Source organism: Rhodococcus jostii RHA1, from assembly GCF_000014565.1.
GTDB lineage: Bacteria > Actinomycetota > Actinomycetes > Mycobacteriales > Mycobacteriaceae > Rhodococcus_F > Rhodococcus_F jostii_A.
In genome coordinates this window covers 307,008-326,186 of the sequence record NC_008268.1, presented here as the reverse complement: position 1 = coordinate 326,186, position 19,179 = coordinate 307,008, and the positions used below count along the sequence as shown (strand labels likewise).

18 protein-coding genes are annotated in these 19,179 nt (G+C 67.3%); 7 read left to right on the top strand and 11 right to left on the bottom strand.

The annotated features are described in order from the left end of the window. Nucleotide 1: 1 nt before the first annotated feature. Nucleotides 2-484, bottom strand: a complete 483-nt coding sequence (locus RHA1_RS01270) for a DUF1931 family protein (protein ID WP_009472807.1) — start codon at nt 482-484, stop codon at nt 2-4. Nucleotides 485-684: 200 nt separating this feature from the next. On the opposite strand from RHA1_RS01270, the gene RHA1_RS01265 reads away from it, so the two are divergent. The 3 genes from RHA1_RS01265 to RHA1_RS01255 all read left to right on the top strand — a co-directional run bounded on the left by RHA1_RS01265 (nt 685) and on the right by RHA1_RS01255 (nt 6,525). Then, nucleotides 685-2,214, top strand: a complete 1,530-nt coding sequence (locus RHA1_RS01265) for a hypothetical protein (RefSeq protein ID WP_050787227.1) — start codon at nt 685-687, stop codon at nt 2,212-2,214. A gap of 214 nt (nt 2,215-2,428) precedes the next feature. Then, nucleotides 2,429-3,661 (top strand): hypothetical protein, encoded by a 1,233-nt coding sequence (locus RHA1_RS01260; RefSeq protein ID WP_011593543.1) that lies wholly within the window; start codon nt 2,429-2,431, stop codon nt 3,659-3,661. A 20-nt stretch (nt 3,662-3,681) separates the two neighbouring features. Next, complete coding sequence (locus tag RHA1_RS01255) at nt 3,682-6,525, top strand: FtsW/RodA/SpoVE family cell cycle protein (RefSeq protein WP_009472804.1); 2,844 nt, start codon at nt 3,682-3,684, stop codon at nt 6,523-6,525. Here RHA1_RS01255 and RHA1_RS01250 read toward each other — a convergent pair whose 3' ends face one another. From RHA1_RS01250 to RHA1_RS01235, 4 genes are all read right to left on the bottom strand, one after another. After that, entirely contained in the window at nt 6,526-7,515 is a 990-nt protein-coding gene (locus tag RHA1_RS01250) for a rod shape-determining protein (protein ID WP_009472803.1), read from the bottom strand. It abuts the gene before it with no gap. Nucleotides 7,516-7,644: 129 nt separating this feature from the next. Further along, nucleotides 7,645-8,328 carry a YwaF family protein gene (locus RHA1_RS01245; protein WP_009472802.1) on the bottom strand — a complete coding sequence of 228 codons (684 nt, stop codon included), beginning with the start codon at nt 8,326-8,328 and terminating at the stop codon, nt 7,645-7,647. Between the two features lie 23 nt (nt 8,329-8,351). Next, nucleotides 8,352-9,698: a permease prefix domain 1-containing protein gene (locus RHA1_RS01240; RefSeq protein WP_011593542.1), complete on the bottom strand. Its 1,347-nt coding sequence runs from the start codon at nt 9,696-9,698 to the stop codon at nt 8,352-8,354. Beyond that, complete coding sequence (locus RHA1_RS01235; RefSeq protein WP_009472800.1) at nt 9,698-10,060, bottom strand: PadR family transcriptional regulator; 363 nt, start codon at nt 10,058-10,060, stop codon at nt 9,698-9,700. The genes RHA1_RS01240 and RHA1_RS01235 overlap by 1 nt, the downstream gene beginning before the upstream one ends. 130 nt (nt 10,061-10,190) lie before the next feature. Here RHA1_RS01235 and RHA1_RS01230 point away from each other — a divergent pair, with 130 nt between their 5' ends. Beyond that, nucleotides 10,191-10,934 (top strand): Clp protease N-terminal domain-containing protein, encoded by a 744-nt coding sequence (locus RHA1_RS01230; protein WP_009472799.1) that lies wholly within the window; start codon nt 10,191-10,193, stop codon nt 10,932-10,934. 30 nt (nt 10,935-10,964) lie between these two features. Here the strand turns inward: RHA1_RS01230 and RHA1_RS01225 are convergent, their stop codons facing one another. Both RHA1_RS01225 and RHA1_RS01220 read right to left on the bottom strand, forming a co-directional pair. Continuing rightward, the gene (locus RHA1_RS01225; protein WP_011593541.1) at nt 10,965-11,861 is read right to left on the bottom strand and encodes a glucose 1-dehydrogenase; all 897 of its coding nucleotides are present in this window, start codon (nt 11,859-11,861) and stop codon (nt 10,965-10,967) included. A 146-nt stretch (nt 11,862-12,007) separates the two neighbouring features. Next, nucleotides 12,008-12,931 (bottom strand): AraC family transcriptional regulator, encoded by a 924-nt coding sequence (locus RHA1_RS01220; protein ID WP_011593540.1) that lies wholly within the window; start codon nt 12,929-12,931, stop codon nt 12,008-12,010. Nucleotides 12,932-13,082: 151 nt separating this feature from the next. Between RHA1_RS01220 and RHA1_RS01215 the strand changes: the two genes are divergently transcribed. Next, a complete protein-coding gene (locus tag RHA1_RS01215; RefSeq protein WP_029538497.1) occupies nt 13,083-14,165 on the top strand; it encodes an aldo/keto reductase in 1,083 nt (360 codons plus the stop codon). Here RHA1_RS01215 and idi read toward each other — a convergent pair. The 4 genes from idi to RHA1_RS44390 all read right to left on the bottom strand — a co-directional run bounded on the left by idi (nt 14,087) and on the right by RHA1_RS44390 (nt 17,180). Then, nucleotides 14,087-14,506: an isopentenyl-diphosphate Delta-isomerase gene (idi, locus tag RHA1_RS45495; RefSeq protein ID WP_011593538.1), complete on the bottom strand. Its 420-nt coding sequence runs from the start codon at nt 14,504-14,506 to the stop codon at nt 14,087-14,089. The two genes, RHA1_RS01215 and idi, sit on opposite strands and share 79 nt — an antisense overlap. A 2-nt stretch (nt 14,507-14,508) precedes the next feature. Then, complete coding sequence (locus RHA1_RS01210) at nt 14,509-15,219, bottom strand: hypothetical protein (RefSeq protein WP_237726823.1); 711 nt, start codon at nt 15,217-15,219, stop codon at nt 14,509-14,511. 446 nt (nt 15,220-15,665) lie between these two features. Next, on the bottom strand, nt 15,666-16,655 hold the full coding sequence (gene ligD / locus RHA1_RS01205; RefSeq protein WP_016881172.1) for a non-homologous end-joining DNA ligase: 990 nt from the start codon (nt 16,653-16,655) through the stop codon (nt 15,666-15,668). 219 nt (nt 16,656-16,874) lie between these two features. Further along, nucleotides 16,875-17,180 (bottom strand): hypothetical protein, encoded by a 306-nt coding sequence (locus RHA1_RS44390; RefSeq protein ID WP_016881173.1) that lies wholly within the window; start codon nt 17,178-17,180, stop codon nt 16,875-16,877. 428 nt (nt 17,181-17,608) lie between these two features. Between RHA1_RS44390 and RHA1_RS01195 the strand changes: the two genes are divergently transcribed. Then, on the top strand, nt 17,609-18,319 hold the full coding sequence (locus RHA1_RS01195) for a thioesterase II family protein (protein ID WP_011593534.1): 711 nt from the start codon (nt 17,609-17,611) through the stop codon (nt 18,317-18,319). Beyond that, nucleotides 18,316-19,146: an SDR family oxidoreductase gene (locus RHA1_RS01190; protein ID WP_011593533.1), complete on the top strand. Its 831-nt coding sequence runs from the start codon at nt 18,316-18,318 to the stop codon at nt 19,144-19,146. Before RHA1_RS01195 ends, RHA1_RS01190 begins: the two co-directional genes overlap by 4 nt. Nucleotides 19,147-19,179 lie beyond the last annotated feature (33 nt).

The following is a 19,179-nucleotide window of genomic DNA, read 5'->3' as shown; positions in this document are numbered from 1 at the left end:
GTCAGAGGTAGAGGTCGACGAGGGTACTGATCACCGACCAGTGCGTGGTCCGTGCCCGCACGGTCCTCAACTCGGGGTAGACGACGCGGAAGGTGCGCGCGAGGGCGACGCTGAGTCCGCCGGTGATGTCGGCGAGCCCCGATCGGGTTTCGGTTGCGAGGATGCCGTCGAGGGGCGGGTAGTCGGCCAGTCGTTCGACGATCGGATCTACCCGGAGGCCGGGTCCGAGCTCGCGGAACAATCCGATATTCTCCTGCAAGCCTCGGGTGATCGGCAGGTCGGTGGGTTCGACGATGTGCCGGTGCTGGGCGGCCGCGCTCTCCTGCGCGACGAGGAGCAGGTCGTAGAGTTTCGCGGTGACGACGTCGTCGAATCGGTGAAAGTCCTCCCGGACGACGCCGAGACTGGCGACGTCCCGGAAGATGTCCGCGAACTGGTCGAACGTCATGAGCGTCCCACGGCTTCCGGCCTCCGCACGTTCCATGAGGTGATCATCCTCCGTGATGCGGTCACACATCCGACGAACCGCGCGCAAAGGATGCTCGGTCCGGAATCCCGTTGTCCGGCACGACGTCCTGCGTCCGCTGCGAGTGCTTCCCAGTCCGGGCCCAGTGGAGGGAACCTGTCCTGCGAGGGCGGCGCATGGGTTGTGCAGGACCACGACCAGCGAGTACAGCGAAAGGTATGACGTCGACGAACTGGACGCGGTGGTTGCCGTTGGCGGCCGTCGCGGTGTTCGTCGTCGTGCTCGCGGCGAGCGGGATGGTTCCCGTCTGGCCGGGACTGCTGCACCTGGTCGCGCTGCCGCCGCTGGATCAGTTCGCGGACCTGCGACTTCTGCTGGTGCGTACCGCCTCGTGGCCGCAGTTCCTGGTGCTGCTCTCCGTGGTGTCGGCCGTGCGGGTCATGCTGATGGCCTGGCTTCTCGGTGGACTCGATGCCCGACGCCTCCGCTTCGCCGCGATGTTCTACGCGGCGGCGTTCGGCCCGGTCCTTCTTGCGACGCTCGGTGACGCGACCGCCTACGCGGCGCTGTACTCGCGGGCGTTCTGGCCGGCGGTGGCGCTGGTCGGACTGCTGGTCGTGATCCTCGGCCCGGTCCCGTGGCAGGGCGGGGTCACCGTGCGCGGGGCGATGGCGCGGGGGTGGCGCCGCGGCCTGCGGATCGAGGTGATGGTGCCGTACTGCGCGGCGGTCCTCGGGCTCGGCGTTCTGGCCGACCGGGCCCCGGCCCTCACCGTGCTGCTCTTGCCGGTCTCGGCTGCGGCGACGGGACTGACGGTGTGGGCGATGGACCGTGAACCGGTTACCCGGCCCGTCGCGGCGCTTGCTGCCGTGCTCGTCGTGGTGACGGCGGCGTCGGTGATCTTTGTTCGGACACGAGGATATGACGATCCGGAACCCGCGCCCCGGCAGGCCGGTTCGCTGTTCCTCATGTCCGGAATCAATTCGCGTTCGGGGCAGGGGAGCATCCCCCGGGCCGACGTGCACCGGCTGGGTTACGAATGCGATCAGGTGTACTACTTCTCCTACGCCGGCCCCGGCGACGGGCAGCCGCAGCGTGACTCGACGTGTCCGATCAGATCGGGTGCCCCGTACGAATCTGCCGACACCCAGCGCCCCGTCGAGGAACAGGTCGCGTTGTTTGCCGAACAGACCGCGAACCTGCAGCGGCCGTTGACCGTTGCCGCACATTCCCACGCCGCGTGGATTGCGTGGGACGCGGTTGCCACCGGGCGGGCGCGGGTCGATGTGCTGGTGCTGGTGGGCGTCTTTCCGGAGACCCCGCTCGGCTTTCCACCCCCGGATGGCGATCGACGGGGCAGGGTGTTCGGCGACCTGTTGCGGTGGGCGGCGCCGGTGACCGACGTCGTCTTCTTCCACTTCGACCCCGACACGCCCGCGGCGCGGCAACTGCTCGGCACCGCGGGCAGCGCACAGGCCATTCTCGGCGAGCCGCTGCCCGGGGAGGTGCGTGTTCTGAGTATCACCTCGGCTGCCGATCTTCCCCTGATGCCGCACGGCTGGCGGCTCGACGTCGAACGCAATGGCTGCCCGGTCCGCGCCGCACACTCGTCGCTGCCCACCTCGGCTGCCTTCGAGGACGAGGTGATCCGGTTCCTGGACCACCGGGATCCTCCACCGTGCCCGATGTGGCGGGACTGGGGTGCGGTCGTGATGCACGCGTTCGGGTCACCGCCGAGTGGGAGCTGACAGACAGCGGTGCGACCCAGCTGTCCGGACCGACGACACCGAATTGTGTCGAAGCGGACGAAGCGATTTCTCGGACGCCGGAGCACGCCGCGGAGTTAAATGGAATCACGCAGGCGTAATGGATTTCGGCAGCGAGTAAGCCCAACTCAAGGTCCGCCGCCGCCCGCTCCGGTCGCGTCCTGACCGTGCGGGAGGCATAGCGTCGGGGTGCGCGATGATCGAAGCAGTGACAGGGCTCCTTGCGAGGAGAACCGAACCCGCCGATGCCCGATCCGACCCGCCCGAACACATCGATCACGATGCACGTGTCCGCGGTGTCGCAGTCGGAAGACTCCTGGCGGTGGCGGCGTTGACACCAGAGCAGGCCGCACTACTCGTCGCGGATGCGCTCCATGAGCTCGAACTGGCGCGCGGCGAGGGGCCCTACCCATTCCGCCTCCGGAACGTGACGGTGTCCGATGCCGGTCATCTCACGATCGAGTGCGCGGGCAGTGCGTCCCGGCGAGACATGAACGAGGCGGTGGTCGAACTTCTCCGAAGCATTGCGACGAACTGTCGCGGTTCGGCCCTGGCCGACCGGTTGCACGAATCGCTCGCCGAAACAACAGATCTGGATGCGTTGGTGCACCGGGTTCGTCAGGCGATCGCACCCGATGTCGACCCAGCCGAGGAGAGAAGGAAACGCTGCCAACTTGCCGGGCTCGTCGCGGCCACCACGGGACGGCCGCGTCCTGACACCGAGGTGGTGGGGGAGCGGACGGACGTCCGGGACTGGCCATATGTGGCGGCCGGTTCCACCCTCGCACCGTCAGGCTGGTTTCCGCCGGTCCGGAATCCGTGGCATCGCAAAAGGAGACGGCCGTCGCGGCGGCAGGGAGCACTCGGCCTGATCGCGATCCTGATACTCGTCGCTGCAGCGTGGATGGCTCCCCGGGTGTGGTCGGAGCTGCGCCGGGGATGGGACGCCGTCCTGAATCCCGTGAATCCCTCGGAGCAGAATCAGATTCGGCCCGTATCGCCGCCTCCACCGGAACCCCAGGCTGACCAGCCACCGTCGGCGACGATCGATGTCGGCCGGCCGCCGCCGCCCGTCGACATCGGTGCCCCCGGCAGTGCGGGGCCGATCACCCTCGTCACGGTCACGCGCGCCAACGGGGAGTGCCTGCCCGGGCAGGCGTGCGCGATCCGAGTCGACATTCGCCTCGATCCGGCAGCAGCTGTCGGCGCCGTGACCTGGCGGGTGAACGTGTACGACCGCTGCTCCGGCGAGGTGCGGCCCACCAGTGACGTGACGCTGCCCGTTCAGCCAGGGTCACAACAGGTTTACGGCATCGTCCGGACCGATCTGCCGCCGGGCGCCGCACTCGCCGTCGCGGCCGTCACCAGCGCCCCGGCGACGGCCGCGTCCGAGCCGCTGCTGGTGCCTGCCGAAAACGCTCGCTGCTGAGCGGCGGGGGGAGGGGTGGGATGCACGACGACAAGCACGACGACAAGCACGAATCCGACCCGTGGATCGTCGGTGCGGCGATCGTTCTCGTCGTGCTCGGCCTTCTGAATTTGCTCTCGACAGGGAAGACGGCAGACGCTGTTCGCCACACGCTCTTCGCCGTTGCCGGTCTGGGCATCATGTATGTGGTGTCCCGCCTGCGGATGAGTGATCTCCGCGCCTTCGGCTGGGCAGTGTTCACCGTGGCGACCGTGTTGCTGGCGGTCGTACCGTTCGCGGGGGTCGCGACCAAGGGTGCTCAACGCTGGCTGGACTTCGGCGTATTCACCGTCCAGCCGTCCGAGCTGGCCAAGCTCGCCCTGGTTCTCGTGCCCGCGAGCATGCTCGCCGGTGGGTTCACGCTGGCACGATTCGTCGCGACCTTGGCGATCGTGGGCGTACCCATTGCACTCGTCGCACTCCAACCCGACCTGTCGACTGCCGTCGTGCTCGTCGCGACGGCGGGATTCATGCTCATCCTCGCCCGAGTCCCGCTTCTGCCTCTGGTTCCGCTGTTCGTGCTGGGTCTCGCGTCGCTTCCGCTGGCCGTGCTCTTTCTCCGCCCCTACCAGCTCGAACGGGTCCACGTGTTCCTGTCGAGCAACGCCGACCCTGCCGGCGCGGGATGGGCCGAGCTGCAAGCGAACATCGCGATCGGCAGCGGTGGCCTGTGGGGGCTGGCGCGCGACCCGATGTACGCGGTGCGGGCCGAGTATCTTCCCGAATCGGAGCACGATCTCGCGTTCGCCAGCCTGGTGTACGGGTGGGGTTTGATCGCCGGCCTGGCTGTCGTGGTGGCAACTTCGGTCATCGTGTGGCGGGCTGCACTCTCCGCGCGCACGGCGCGCACTCGCGAGGCCGCACTCGTCGCGGCCGGGATCGGCGCGTTGTTCGGCATCCACGCGCTGGTGTCGATCGGTCAGAGTCTGTCGCTGCTGCCCCATACCGGCATGCCGATTCCCCTCTTCAGCTACGGGGGCACCGCCGCCATCGTCGGTTTCGTCGCCATCGGACTGGTGCTCGCGGTGCGCCGAGACGGCGTCGCGCGACCGCTGTGGACCCCGGATCCCCGACGGCGGCGCCGCCCGCGCGGAATGTCGGCGGGCACCCTGACGATGACCGCGGCACTCGTCGCGATGTCGGTGTTCGCCTGGCAGTTGCAACACGACCGGGGTGCGGAATTCCGGGCGATGAGCGACCAGCAGATGATGCGGTGCATCCGCCTGCCCGCAGAGCGCGGACTGATCCTCGACCGCAACGGTGTTCCCCTGGCGGTGAACGTGGCCGAGTACGCCGTTGCGGTGGTCGCCCGGATGTTCGACGAGCACGACGACGACGCCCGGAACCGGTTGGCCGCGGTGCTCGCCCGGTCTCCCGACGAGGTCGCGGACCTGATTGATGCCGGTGGCGAAGGCGAGTCGCAGGTGGAAGTCGGCCGAGTCGCGCCCGACCAGGCGCGGCGCATCGTGGACGCGCGACTTCCCGGTGTCCTCGTGGTGCCTACCGGCCGCAGGCAGTACCCGTACGGTGCCGTTCTCGCCTCCGTCCTCGGACACGTCGGGGTCGCCGACGCCGACGACATGGAACGCTGGCCGCATCTCGCGCTCGGGTCACGCGTCGGCAAGGCGGGACTCGAGAAGCAGTACGACGCTCTGCTCCGCGGCAGCGACGGCAAACAGTGCATGTATGTCGATCCGTCCGGGCATCCGGTGGCCGCCGGCGAACGGGTGGACCCGGTACGGGGCCACGATCTGCGCCTGCACCTCGACATCGAAGTGCAGAACCTGGCCACCGACGCACTCGTGGAGGCGATGCGCACCAGCAAGGGCGACCTCGGTGCCGCAGTCGTGATGGACGCGCGGAACGGAGCCGTGCTGGCCCTCGCCAGTGTCCCGGGGGCCGACAACAACGTCTACGGACCTCCGGCCGACCTCGTCGCCCTCGCGGCGCAGAGTCAGACCCCGGGGCCGAGCCCGTTGCTCAACAATGCCACCCAGACCGCCGTCCCCCCGGGCTCCACCTTCAAGATCGTCGTCGCGGCGGCGAATACCCGATACCCGGTGCTGTCGCCGGACGCGGTGATCGACACCGGCGCCGCCTACACCTACGGCGGCCACACCTTCCGGAATTGGCAACCGATGGGCCCGCACAATCTGCTGCAGGCGATTCAGTGGTCCGACAACGTCTACTTCTACAAGCTCGGTGAACTCCTGGGTCCGGAGAGGATGGCGGACGTCGCGGGCCAACTCGGCGTCGGCAGGCGGTCCGGGATCGACCTGCCGGGCGAGGCCGAGGGGTTCCTCGGCACCCCGGAGAACGTCGGAAGCATCGGGGCCACCTGGTATCCCGGGTCGACGCTGTTGATGGGTATCGGACAGGGCACCGTCAGCGCGACCCCGATACAGGTGGCGCGCTGGACGTCGGGGATCGCCACCGGCGCGATGGTGACGCCTCAGCTCGCCGCGGCGTACGGGTCGGAACTGACCCCCATCCCGACAGCGGAGCCGCAGCGTCTGCCCTTCGCGGACTTGCTCGGTCCCGTCCGGGCAGGCATGCGGGCGTCCGCGTCGGCGGGGACCGCCGGGCAACTCGCGGACCTCCCGGTACCGGCCGGCGCGAAGACCGGCACGGCGGAGGACCCGTCGGCGCCCGGAGAAGGACTGAATGCCTGGTTCTCCGCGGTCGCGCCTTTCGACGCCCCCCAGATCCAGGTGTCGGTGCTGATCCGCGGTGGTGGCTTCGGGTCGGCGACGGCGGGCCCCGTGGTCAAGAAACTCCTCGAGCACTACTTTCCGCGACCGCCCGCCCCGGCGCCGACTCGGTGATCAGGCGCTGTAGGCGGCAACCACCTCAGGGTGCACCAGACACGCCGTAGCGCCCTCGGCGACGCAGGTGAGTGGGCGCTCGGCGGTCTTCACCGGGAATCCGAAGGACTCTTCGAGCAGCTGGGACAGCCCGCGGAGCAACGCCCCGCCACCGATGACGAGCAGCCCTTCCGACATCACGTCACCGATCGCCTGGGCGGGGAGGTCGTCCAGGCATTCCGTCAATGTCTGCACGATTCCGGTTGTCGTCGGCCGCAACGCCTCCACGATCTCCTCGGTCTCGAGTGTCACCAGGCGTGCGCGGCCGGTCACGGCGTCGCGGCCCTCGACGACGAGCGACTGCCCCTCGGCGCTGTCGGGTTCACCCAGCTTGGCACGCTCGGCGGTGAGTTCGCCGACGACGATCTTGTGCTCTGCCCTCAGGTACTGGTACAGCGCGTTCGTCAATTCGTCGCCCGCGACACGGCAACTACGGTGAGAGAGAATGCCACCGAAACAGATGGCGGTGACTTCCGAAGTGCCGCCGCCGATATCGACGACGAGGTGTGCGCGTGGTTCCATGGGGTTGATTCCGCAACCGAGCGCACCCGCCACCGGCTCCGGTACCAACCCCACTTTCCGCAGACCGGCCTCGTGGCCGACCTCGAGCAGTGCGCGGCGTTCGAGCGGGGTTGCGCCCGCGGGGACCGAGATGACGGCCTTGGGCCGCAGACCGTATCGCCTGGCGGAGGAGACCCGTTTGATGACGGCCGTGACGAACGCCCGCGCCGACTCCAGGTCGACGATCACCCCGTCACGCATCGGTCGAACCGGCGTGATTCCGATTGGAGTGCGGCCGACGAGACTTCGCGCCTCCGTGCCGATCGCGAGAGCACGGTGCGGATCCTTCGTTCGAACGAGCATGAAGGACGGCTCGTTCAGTACGATGCCGTCGTCGGGAGTTCCGACGACAGTGTTGGCAGTTCCGAGATCGATACCAAGTCCACCCACGTCGGCCTCCAGAGGGATTCCAGCGAGATGATCCTGATGTTACGCAGCCGCAGCGTCGTTCGGAAGATATCGCGTGACACCAAAGATTCCCGGTAGCGATCAGGAGGGCCGCGGGATTTCCTCGGTGCGTCATCGTGTCCGCTCCCACGGCCAGGTCATCAGGGCCCACACGACGAGAATCAGTGTCGTCGCGGTCAGTAGGTACACCGGCCAGGGACCCAGAACGTCCAGAAGGGTCGCGGTGGCAGGCTTTCTGTTGAGGAAGCCGTAGTTGGTTCCGGCGACGCGGTTGAACGTGAAGGTCACTGCCGCCCAGACGACGGTGACCAGGACCGTGAACCGGTAGCTGCGCCACCGGGGCCGCATCCCTCGACCCCACGTCAGATAGATGGCCGCCCAGACCACGAGCAGGTGAATCGCCCAGAACGCGAGGAACTGATAGTGGGGGAAGTCCGGACCGGTCAGAACAGGCGAGATCAACGCCTGGGTGCTCAGCACGAGTCCCCAGTAATACGTGAGCGCGTAGGCCCACTGCGCCCGGGACCACAGGGCACAGGCCGCCGCTACGGTCGCGAGATCGGTCAGGCGCAGCGGTACCGAGCCGCCGATCGTGGGCGGAATCGAGAAATGAACCAGTGTCGCGCCGTATATCGCGGCCGTCAGCACCGCAAGGACTCGGCCCAGGCGCCGGGCTTGCGATTCGGTCTGCCGTCGTCCGAGCCGGACCAGAACCGCGGCCCCCACGACGAACAGCGCGATCATCGCCCAGTACGACGGGCCGTACGCCGTGAATTCCCTGTCCGATGAGAACACTCTCGATCAGCTCCGCACTGTCGTCACACGAAGTCGAAAACCGGTGGGAGAACGCCGACCATCAACGCCGCCCACATGCCGAAGACGGGAAGGTAACCGGTCTGCCAGCGTTCGGTGGAGCTGAATCCGCGGTGGCCGCGCAGGAACCCGAGAATGAGATGAGCTGACCACGTCAGGTTGACGAGGAGGACCAGGTTCATTCCGAGTGCCGCCACCTTGTTCGGGGTGAAGCCGAATTCCGCGATGCGAGTCAGCATGGCGAACAGCATCAGCAGGTCGACCGCGAGGGCACTGACGACGAGGACGAGTTGGAGGCGGTCGAACAGGTCGGGCGGCAGGTAGGGGTCACGGGCCGAAATCGCGTACAACAGCAATCCCAGGACGACGACGAGAATGAGATCCATGAGGATCAACAGGTTTCGGTCGACGTCGACGACGCTGCCGGTCGTCGCGAATGCCGTCAGCAGCACCAGCAGCATGAGAGTCGTCAGCGGGGTGAACACGCGGGTGAGGACTGGGGCGATGTTCTCGACCACATTCTGCTTCGCCTCCACGAGCCACGCGGCGACGATGACCGCGCCTGCCGCCCCGAACGGCAGCACCCAGTCCTCGATGAACCACTCGACACTCAGGCCGAGTGCGTCGAACGCACCGATCGTCAGGCCGATGAGGACGCCGCCGCCGAGGGCGAGGAGGGTCAGGTAGACGACCCATTCGCCGGTGAAGCGGATGAAGTCCATTCGCCGGCGGTCCGATCGCCACTGACCGCCGACATACGCTAGGCCGACGGCGAACCACAGCGCGATCGGTGCGTGGATCGCCGCGATCACCTCGGTGGAGCCGTTCGATGCGAACGGGAAGACGTTCAGCAGTACCGCCGCCAGCGCGAACGGCACCAGCAGTACCGCGGCGAGGCGGGGTGTCACCTGCCGCTTCCAGGCGAAGTATCCGGCGAGGAACGGAAGAACGAACAGACTGAGGTTGCGCGCGAGGTCCTGCTCGCCGAGCGTCGCCACGCCTGCCTTGACCGACAGTGCCGCGCCGACGGCGAGCCCGAGAACGACGAACAGCTCACGTGTGGCGCGAGTGCCGTCGCCGTCCGACGCGGCGGGCATGAGGACGAGTTGCTTCCACAGTCGATCGGAGTGCTCGCGAGCGAACTCGCGGGAGATGTCGTCGACGTTGCCCATGCGTTTGACCGCGACCAGGAAGGCCTCGTCGGTCCTCAGCCCAGCGGAAGACAGGTCCGAAATCTGATCACGGAGATGGTCTTCCATCTCGTCGGTGTCGGCGGCGGATATCGCGTGACGGCGCTCGACGTAACCCCGCCACTGGCCGATCTGCGATTCGAGCTCCTTGTCGGTATCCATCACGACCATCCTTGGGCGGAGGCTGGGGGTAGCTGGACGGAGCGCCACACCTGGCTCAGAGCGTCCGCGACGACGTCCCATTGGGCGCGTCGTTCCGCGAGCATCTCCCGGCCCGCAGCGGTGATCGTGTAGTGCTTGCGCCTTCGCCCGCTGTCGGAGGCACCCCACGACGCCGACACGTATCCCAATCTTTCCAGGCGATGCAGGAGGGGGTACAACATTCCGTCGGTCCACTGAATCCGTCCGCCGGACAGGTCGTTGACTCGTTTCAGAATGGCGTACCCGTACGACTCGCCTTCCGCGAGAATTCCGAGTACGAGGGGAGTGGCCGAGGCTGCCACCAGATCTTTCTCGATATGCATAGAACCCCTATCCCTAGATCTGCTAGTCATCAAGCTAGCAGATCGGATCGCGGGTCGGTGCGCAGCTCGCGGAAGTCGAAAGCGACAACCTGGGGTTGACGCTTGCTGTGCGTCAACCTAGAGTTGACGCATGGAGAATTCGGATCGCACGACCCCGCCCATCCGACTCGACGAGCTCATCGACGCGATCAAGAAGGTGCACGCCGAGGCCCCGCTCGAGCAACTCACCGACGCGGTCCTCGCCGCAGAACACCTCGGTGAACTGGCCGACCATCTCATCGGCCACTTCGTCGACCAGGCCCGCCGCTCGGGGGCATCGTGGACCGAAATCGGCAAGAGCATGGGCGTCACGAAGCAGGCCGCGCAGAAACGGTTCGTCCCCAAGGATCCCGGGCAGGCCTCCGACCTCGACCCGAATCAGGGATTCAGCCGGTTCACTCCGCGCGCACGACAGGTGGTGGTGGTCGCGCAGAACGAGGCCAGGGCGGCACACAACGCCGAGATCCTGCCCCAGCATCTCGTCCTCGGACTCCTGGCCGATCCCGAAGGGCTCGGCGCCCGGGCGATCGCCGCGCAGGGCGTGAAACTGGATTCGGTCCGGCACGCCGCGACCGCGACGCTGCCCCCCGCCGCCGAGGAGGTGCCCGCACTCGTTCCCTTCGATGCTCAGTCACGCAAGGCGCTCGAACTGACGTTCCGTGAGGCACTACGTTTGGGGCACAACTACATCGGCACCGAGCACATCCTGCTGGCCCTGCTCGAGGTCGAGGACGGGGTCGGTGTGCTCACCGGACTGGGTGTCGACAAAGCTGCCGCCGAGGAGAACATCGCCGCCAACCTCGACGCCATCGTCGCCGCCCGCGAAAAGGAGTGATCCGCAGGGGCTCCGTCACCGCTGCGGTGCTCAGGTGAAGGGCGTCCCGCCGGTGACGCCGAGCACTTCTCCGGTGACGTAGCTGGATTCGTTCGATGCGAGGAATACGTACGCGGGTGCCAGTTCGGCCGGCTGGCCGGGCCTGCCCAGAGGCACGTCGTCCCCGAACTGCCGATAACCGTCGGCGGGCATCGTCGCGGGGATCAACGGCGTCCAGATGGGCCCCGGTGCAACGGCATTGACCCGGATTCCCCGCTTCGCCACATCGGCCGCCAATCCCTTGGTGAAATCGATGATCCCTGCCTTCGTGGTGGCGTAGTCGAGAAGCCCGGGAGACGGATTCGTCCCCTGGATCGACGAGGTGTTCACGATCGTCGATCCAGGTTCCATGACTGCGACGGATTTCTTGCACAACCAGAACAGCGCGTAGAGGTTCGTGCGCAGGACACGGTCGAACTGCTCGGTGGTGATGTCGGCGATACCACCCGTCTGCACCATCTGAAAGGCCGCGTTGTTGACGAGGATGTCGAGACCGCCGAGTTCACGGACCGTCAGGTCCACGAGATACTGGCAGTGGTCCTCCGACGTGATGTCGCCGGTCGCGACGACGCCTCGTCGTCCGGCCTCTTCCACCAGTCGCACGGTCTCCCGTGCATCCGCCTCCTCCTCGTCCAGACAACTGACCACGACATCGGCACCCTCGCGAGCGAACGCGATCGCCACCGCTCGCCCGATGCCCGAATCCGCGCCGGTGATCAGGGCGCGGCGACCGTCGAGGCGTCCGCTTCCCCGATAGGACTTCTCGCCGTGATCCGGGGCGGTCACCATGTCGGAGGTCAGTCCCGGGTGCGATAGCTCCGGTTGGTGTTCGCGATCGGGGGCGGGGTACTGCGTGGTGGGATCCTGCTGGGCGTACTGGTCGGCCATTCTCGTACCCTTCTTCGTCTTCTGTCGAATCGGCAAGCGGGACTGACAAGTTCGTCGAATCAAAGGCGCTTCCCGCCACGCTTACCCCTTCCGGAGCACCCGGAAACCGGGGTTGCATCCGCTACCGGACGCTGTGCGTCGACAGATCAGGGCAGGGGGCCGGTGTCCGACAGCGCGGTGTTTCCGCGTAGGCCGTGAGCGTCTTTGCCGGGGGAGGCGCCGAACAGGCGGCGGTATTCGCGATTGAACTGGGAGGGGCTGTCGTAGCCGACGTGATGCCCGACGCCGGCGACGTCACCGGGGTGTGCGACCAGCATCGAGCGGGCGTGTTGCAGTCGGATACGTTTCTGATACTGCAAGGGGCTCATGGCCGTGACGGCTCGAAAGTGCCGGTGAAACGCCGATGCACTCATACTGGACAACCGTGCGAGGTCGTCGATCCGCATCGGCTCGGAGTAGTTGTCGCGGATCCAGTGGATCGCCCGGCTGACATGCGCCAGGTCGCTGTCGGCCATCCCGATCTGGCGAATTGTGCTCCCATGTGGGCCGGTGAGCAGCCGCCAGAGGATCTCCTGCTCGATCAGCGGGGCGAGCACGGGCGCGTCCGCGGGGTGATCGAGCAGTCGCAGCATCCGGGCCGCGGCGTCGAGTAGATGGACATCTGCGTCGCCGGTCTCGATCGCCGGCACGCCGGCGGCGCCGCGGGACCACCGTTCGGTGGGGGCCTGCAGCACCAGTGCGGCGATGGCGGCCGGCCGCAGGACCAGTCCCATGGCCAACGACGGCGCGCCCTCGCTGATGTCGATGTAGTGGCCGGTGACAGGCACACTGGCGGTGACGACGAGACATTGCCCCGCCCGGTACTCGTAGAGTCGGTCGCCGAGCAGGAGCCGCTTGCCGCCTTGGGTCATGATCACCAGCAGCGGTTCGGTCAGCGAATACTCCGGCGCCGCCGACTCGGCCGTTACTTTCGACAACAACAGCCCATCGATCGGCGTCTGCAGATCCGGCCGGGCATGGACCGTGATTCCGGCGCGGATCTCGTCCAGGAGGTCGGGGGAGTTGCGCACAACTCACGAAAGCATCCGCGTGGCCACTACGGCAACCCAATCGGGGCGACACGGACAGGATCGTGCAATGCCCGGCGCCGATCGATCTACCGCTGCCACTGCGGTTCGCGTTTCGATGGATGTGCACATTCCGATACCCCAGGAGCAGATCATGCGACTCGATCAGTACGTCACACTCGGCCGCTCGGGACTACGGGTCAGCCCGTTCGCCCTCGGTGCGATGACTTTCGGCGAAGACGCCGGTGGCGCCGGCTGCAGCGTCGAGGAATCCGAGAAGATCCTCGCCACCTACCTCGACCTCGGCGGCAACTTCATCGACACCGCCAACTTCTACACCAACGGCCACTCGGAGAAGATCCTCGGCGATTTCTTCGCCGCCCATCGCGGTCGCCGCGAACGCGTGGTGCTGGCATCGAAGTTCTTCGCGAACCTCTTTCCCGGCGACCCGAACGGCGGCGGTGCGGGCCGCGCGGCCATCATCGCTCAGCTCCACGAAACCCTTCGCCGCCTGCGCACCGATTACGTCGACGTGTACTGGCTGCACAACTGGGACCGCCATACCCCGATCGAGGAAACCCTGCGCACCCTCGACGACCTTGTCCGCGCCGGCAAGATCCGCTACATCGGGATCTCCAACAACCCGGCGTGGGTGACCGCGCAGGCTCAGACCACGGCGCTGTTGCGAGGATGGACCCCGCTGATTGCACTGCAGGTCGAGTACTCATTGCTGGCCCGCACCGTCGAGGGCGAACTCGCGCCCCTCGCACTCGATCAGGGCATGGCTCTGGTGCCGTGGAGCCCACTGAAGAACGGATTCCTGTCGGGCAAGTATCGCCGCGGCACCGAGGTCACCGACTCTGCCCGCACCGCCTTCGTCGGCGGTCCGACCGATGCGGAGTTCGTTGTCATCGACGCCGCCGCCGCAATCGCCGACGACCTCGCGACCACCTCGGCTGCCGTCGCGCTGGCCTGGCTGCGTGCCCGATCCGGGACCGTCGTCCCCATCCTCGGCGCGAGGCGCGTCGAACACCTCACGGACAACGTCGCCGGGCTGGAGGTGACTCTCGGCCCCGAACACCTCCGCATCCTCGACGAGGTCTCGGCGCCGACGTTGAACTACCCGGCGCCGATGCACGGCGAGCAGCGGGCGATGCTTCAGTTCGCAGGCACCACCGTGGACGGGGAGTCGTCCACCGTGTATCCACCGCTGCTGCAGAGCGATGTCCGGTACTGACGGCCCACGTACTTGTGCGGATCACGTGTCCGGCACCGGAAATCGGGAAGGATCAGCGTGATGTCGGCGGGGATGATCCCGAGTACCTCGTCGACGCGACGTGCGACCGCCTCCGGTAAGTTCTCGCCAGGGCAGGGATGACCGGAACAGCTGTTGGTCCAGACTCCGGGCCATGTCGACTTCCACCGTGCGCGCCGACCGACCAGCCCCTGTCCCTCGGGGTCGATGACGTAGGCGGAAAACGCAAGGTGCAGCGGTGTCGCCGAGGTATGTACCGATGCTTCGGCCACGGTGCCGACCTGGGGGCCTGCCTCGTCGAGCAGCTCTGCGGAGGGGCTCACCCCTAGTTCGCAGGCAATATCCGCCGAACTGCGCGAATCGTGGCGGCCGGGCTCGCCGGATGCCACACCTCGCGATCAGAGTAGGACCAGGCGTACGTCGGACTACCGTCGCAAATGCAGTCGAGTAGCCCCGGCTCGTCGAGTTCGTCGGCCGACCACTCGTACAACTGCTGCAGTCGCGGCCCGATCATGCCGTAGTCCAGCATCTCACCGATGTTGTGCTCAGCGGCGACATACGCCGCGACGTCGTCTCCGAGGGGATATCGGTCGGGAAGGACCCGAGAAAGGGACAGGAAGATCCCGGTCATCGAGAGACGAGGATCTCCCAGAAGGGGGCCGGCCGGCGCGAGCCGCCCCAGCGCCAGACGCGGCGCCGAGACCAAGGCATGGGCGTAGAGAACACGGAGCAGTACCACGTTGAGAAAGAAGCGCTCGGGGTGGCTCTCGGTGCAGGCAAGGTCGCGATGGTCCAGGTAGGCGGAGGCAATGCTCGCATTGTGGGCCCGGTACCAGGTGCGTGCGGTCGGATCGGCAACGAAAAGCATCCACAGATCGACCGTGTGCGAGGACGGCGTCCCTCCCATTCCGCCGCTCCGGGCGACAGCCTCGCAGCCGTCGCGCATCAGCCGTTCGTTGACCGCTCGCCACCACGGACTGCCGGGCGGCATCGCACTCAGCGGCGCCAGCACGCCGCGACCGATCTGCCAGCGCATGAACGACAAAGCCGCCCGGCGGAACGGCAAGTGCCGGGGCGCGTTGCCGATCGGACCGTGATATGTACGGCGATCAGCTCGAGTCGGGCTGCAGGATCGTCCCGCACATCGTGGACCTGATCGACTGCCCACTCTGCGGCGGAACGTCGAGAACTCACGCTCCCTATTGTCGGACCCGCCGGTCCGAGGGGGAAGTGTGCGATTTCTACTCGGCCGCCTTGCTGATCGGTTGCCGACACGGAGAGAGGTGCCGCCAAGGACGTAACAGTGGAAGAGCCCTGTGACTGCCTCGATTTCAAATGCAGAAGAGCTACAACACAGTTCCATTCCGGGCTTCGCCGATGCGGCGCCGGATCGGCGAAGCTCCTGGCGGTGTAGGGCCGCGCCCCGAAGACCGGCCGGGCCTGCCGAGGCACAGAAGCCATCGTGCCGAGACACGCGCGGGACTACGGTAACTCCTCGACGGTCACCCATCTCGGGTCTATCCCCGCGCGGAATCCCTTCCACGACGGGTGGCGGAGCCGCCGGTCCAGGGTGAACTCCCGGTACTCGACGGTGCCGACCAGAATCGGTTCCACCCAGCGGGCGTGAGCGGCAAGCTCATCGGGAACATGATCGTCGAAGGGACTGGAAGGGCGCTCGAGTGGCCGGAGCAGCATGAGCGTTCGGCGCCGGTGGGATTCGGTGAAGCCGGAACCGACGTGCCCGACGAATATCAAGCCGACCTGGTCCGCGTGGGCACCGACGATCAGCGACCGCAGACCGCCGCGGCTGGTCGCTTCCCACCCACCGACGATCACCTCGGCGCTGTTGCGTAGCGGAGTTTTGACCCAATCTGGTGAGCGGCGTCCGGGCCGATAGGGCGAGGTCATTCTCTTGGCGACAATTCCTTCGAGACCGTGCTCGTCGGCTAACCGGAGCATGTCCTCGCCGGCGACATCGACCCAGTGTGGAGGTACCCGTAGAGCCTCACCCTCCAGATCGAGGTTCAGGTCGGCCAGGAGTTGTCGGCGCTCGAGGTACGGCCACTGCAGGATCGGCGCCCCGCGGTGCACCAGCAGATCGAAGATGCAAAAGGCGACCGGTACGGCGCGCTGCAGCGCGGGCGGTGGATCCTGGATGGGGGTCCGCTGTCGGAGCAGGTCGAAGCGCGGTCGGCCGCTGCCGGCTGCGGGCGCGACGATCTCACCATCGACTATTACGCCTCGGCCTGGGTTGATCTCGGAGAGTCCGGCGGCGATCTCCGGGTATGCAGCGGTGATGTCGGCGTTGTCGCGGCTGAACAGGTGCACCGCGGCCGGGGTGATGGTGGCGACGGCGCGTACACCGTCGAATTTCATCTCCACCGCCCAGTCGTCTCCACCCGGTGGTGAGCCGAGCGTCGCCAGCATCGGTTTCACCGGGCGGAGAGGTGGTGCGGGCTGATGAGCGGGCACAATGCTGATTCTCCCCCTCGTTCCGCCCCGGCGCGGCATCGCCCGGATCGACGTCAGGTGGATGCCGATCACCCTCGCCACACTGCACATCCCGCCAGAACTGCCGACCGCAGATCACGGGGCCGGTGCGCCTCGTTACTCGGGAAAGTCTGATTCGTGGGTCGCCTGGGCAGGCCACGGCATAAGTGGACGCTCGCCGAATGCGCGGCGCGCCTCGCGTCAGGGCCGCTCGAGGACGACGACGTCGGTATCGCGGAGAGCCTGCCGTTGTCGGCGGGCGATGGCGTATCGCACGGCGGCACTGCGCTGCCGCAACATCTGTGCGTGCGTGGCTGCGAAGTCGTCGTCGAACAGAATCGCTGCGGCCTCGTCACACTCGATCAGCACCCACTCGTACGCCAGCCGGGCCGGGGCAGCGTCGTCGAAGAATGCCGGCATCACCGTGTCGTCGACGAGGTGGAAGGGAATGCGCGCGATTCGGTACTGGAGGCGGCCGAGCGCTCGTGCCGCGGCTGCGACTCCCATGCACTCGATAGTAGGTGGTACGACGTGCACGCGTATCAATTCCGCTGCCTCACAGTCGGACCGGGGTCCGTGTGAGCGGCCCCGCCGCTGAGCCCGCCGACAATTCCGCTGCTGAGGATCGACCCGCAACCAGGTGTGCCGACAATCGGCCGGGTGGTGTAGCAGACAGTGGACAAGCTTCCCGACCACGTCGAGTTCCGTCGGTCTTGACACCCAGCACATGTCGCTGTCCGTGTGCGTGCCATGCACCCCCTTCACCCGCATTCATCAGCCTGCTCGACGACGGGCACGTCGAGCAGGCTGGGCAGCTCGCGTGCTCCGCGGAAGTGCTGGCGGCCCTGCGCGGGCGAATTCCCACACCGCAGGGGAGCGCGGCCTAGGGTCGGAAGCAGCAGCGGTCTTCCTCGGCGTCGTAGAAGGAGGTGACAATGTCACCTGCGACCCTGGTGTGTCTGCCGTACGCAGGGGTGGGCGCGTCATTCTTCCGCGATTGGCAGAGTTGTGCGCCGCGGGGACTCGACATCCTCCCCGTGCAGCTACCCGGCCGCGAGGAACGCTTTGGTGAGGACCTGCTCACCTCGGTCGACGCCGCCGTCCATGACATTGCGCCGCGCGTGCTGCCGGTCCTCCGGGAGTCTTCCGGGGTGGCCGTGTTCGGGCACAGCCTCGGTGCGGTCCTGGCCTACGAGCTGGCGCATCGCCTGACTGCCGACGGAGACGTCGCGCTGACCCGCCTGTTCGTGAGTGGATCGCCGGGTCCGGCGACCGTGCGGGAGGTCCGGGCGTCGTCGTTGGCGGATGAGGAATTCCTCGACCGGGTGGGTGAGCTGGCCGGGTACTCCCATCCCGCGCTGGCGAACCCGGAACTGCGCGAGCTGCTGTTGCCCGTCGTCCGGGCCGACGTCGAGATGCACGAAAACTATCGGCCACCACCACGCCCACCGCTGGACGTCCCGATCACCGCCCTCCGAGGGCGGGGTGATCACCTCGTCGGTGCCGCTCAGTTGGCGGAGTGGGCGGCGACGACGACCGCGGGGACGTCGGTGATCGAGGTCGACGGCGGGCACATGTACCTGACCGAGCACCCGCACGCGCTGGTACGGCTGCTTGCCGCGCAGCTCGCCGAGGACGCTCGGTGAGCGCCGACCTCGCCGGAAAGACGGCCTTCGTGACCGGCGCGGCGCGGGGGATCGGCCGTGCCTGCGCCGTCGAGTTCGCGGCGGCTGGGGCCGACCTCATGCTCGTCGACATCACCCGAAACCTGCCAGGGGTGCCGTACCCACTCGGTTCGCAGAGTCAGCTCGACTACACCGCGGAGTTGTGCCGCGAGCACGGTGCGACGGTTCTGACCCAGGCGGTGGATGTCCGCGAGCTCGCAGAGATCACGGCAGCGGTGCAGGTCGCCCACGAACGATTCGGTCGCCTCGACGTGCTCCTCAACAATGCGGGAATCGCCGCACCGTCCGGAAAGGCCGCTCACGACATCGCCGAATCCGAGTGGCGTCTGATGATCGACGTCGACCTCTCCGGGGCGTGGCGGACGATCGCGACGGCCGGACGGATCATGGTCACCCAGCGCAGCGGAAGCATCATCAATATCGCCTCGACGGCCGGGCTCGTCGGGTACCGCCACTTCGCCGGGTACGTTGCGGCTAAGCACGGCCTGGTCGGCCTCACCAAGGCCGTCGCCCTCGACTACGCGCCGAGCGGGGTCCGGGTGAATGCGCTGTGCCCGGGATCGGTGCGGGACAGCAGTGAGTACGAAGGGCGGATGCTGGCGGAGATCGCACGCTCCCTGGGTGTCGGCGTCGATGAGCACGAGTCGGTTTTCGTGCAGGCCCAGCCGACCAACAAGCTCGTCGAACCCGGCGAGGTCGCGGCAGCGGCGCGGTGGCTCGCGTCCGACGATGCGCGTGGAGTCACGGGTTCCGTGGTGACGGTGGACGGCGGTTTCACGGCCCGGTGAGAACGATGGGCCCGTGTCCGCCGGCCCCAGTCG

Coding starts and splice junctions, on each gene's coding strand:
- RHA1_RS01215 (WP_029538497.1), top strand. CDS start 13,083: ATGCGACTCGATCAGTACGTCACACTCGGCCGCTCGGGACTACGGGTC.
- RHA1_RS01270 (WP_009472807.1), bottom strand. CDS start 484: ATGGAACGTGCGGAGGCCGGAAGCCGTGGGACGCTCATGACGTTCGAC.
- RHA1_RS01210 (WP_237726823.1), bottom strand. CDS start 15,219: ATGCGCTGGCAGATCGGTCGCGGCGTGCTGGCGCCGCTGAGTGCGATG.
- RHA1_RS01235 (WP_009472800.1), bottom strand. CDS start 10,060: ATGCATATCGAGAAAGATCTGGTGGCAGCCTCGGCCACTCCCCTCGTA.
- RHA1_RS01240 (WP_011593542.1), bottom strand. CDS start 9,698: ATGGATACCGACAAGGAGCTCGAATCGCAGATCGGCCAGTGGCGGGGT.
- RHA1_RS01265 (WP_050787227.1), top strand. CDS start 685: ATGACGTCGACGAACTGGACGCGGTGGTTGCCGTTGGCGGCCGTCGCG.
- RHA1_RS01195 (WP_011593534.1), top strand. CDS start 17,609: ATGTCACCTGCGACCCTGGTGTGTCTGCCGTACGCAGGGGTGGGCGCG.
- RHA1_RS01230 (WP_009472799.1), top strand. CDS start 10,191: ATGGAGAATTCGGATCGCACGACCCCGCCCATCCGACTCGACGAGCTC.
- RHA1_RS01260 (WP_011593543.1), top strand. CDS start 2,429: ATGATCGAAGCAGTGACAGGGCTCCTTGCGAGGAGAACCGAACCCGCC.
- RHA1_RS44390 (WP_016881173.1), bottom strand. CDS start 17,180: ATGGGAGTCGCAGCCGCGGCACGAGCGCTCGGCCGCCTCCAGTACCGA.
- RHA1_RS01255 (WP_009472804.1), top strand. CDS start 3,682: ATGCACGACGACAAGCACGACGACAAGCACGAATCCGACCCGTGGATC.
- RHA1_RS01225 (WP_011593541.1), bottom strand. CDS start 11,861: ATGGCCGACCAGTACGCCCAGCAGGATCCCACCACGCAGTACCCCGCC.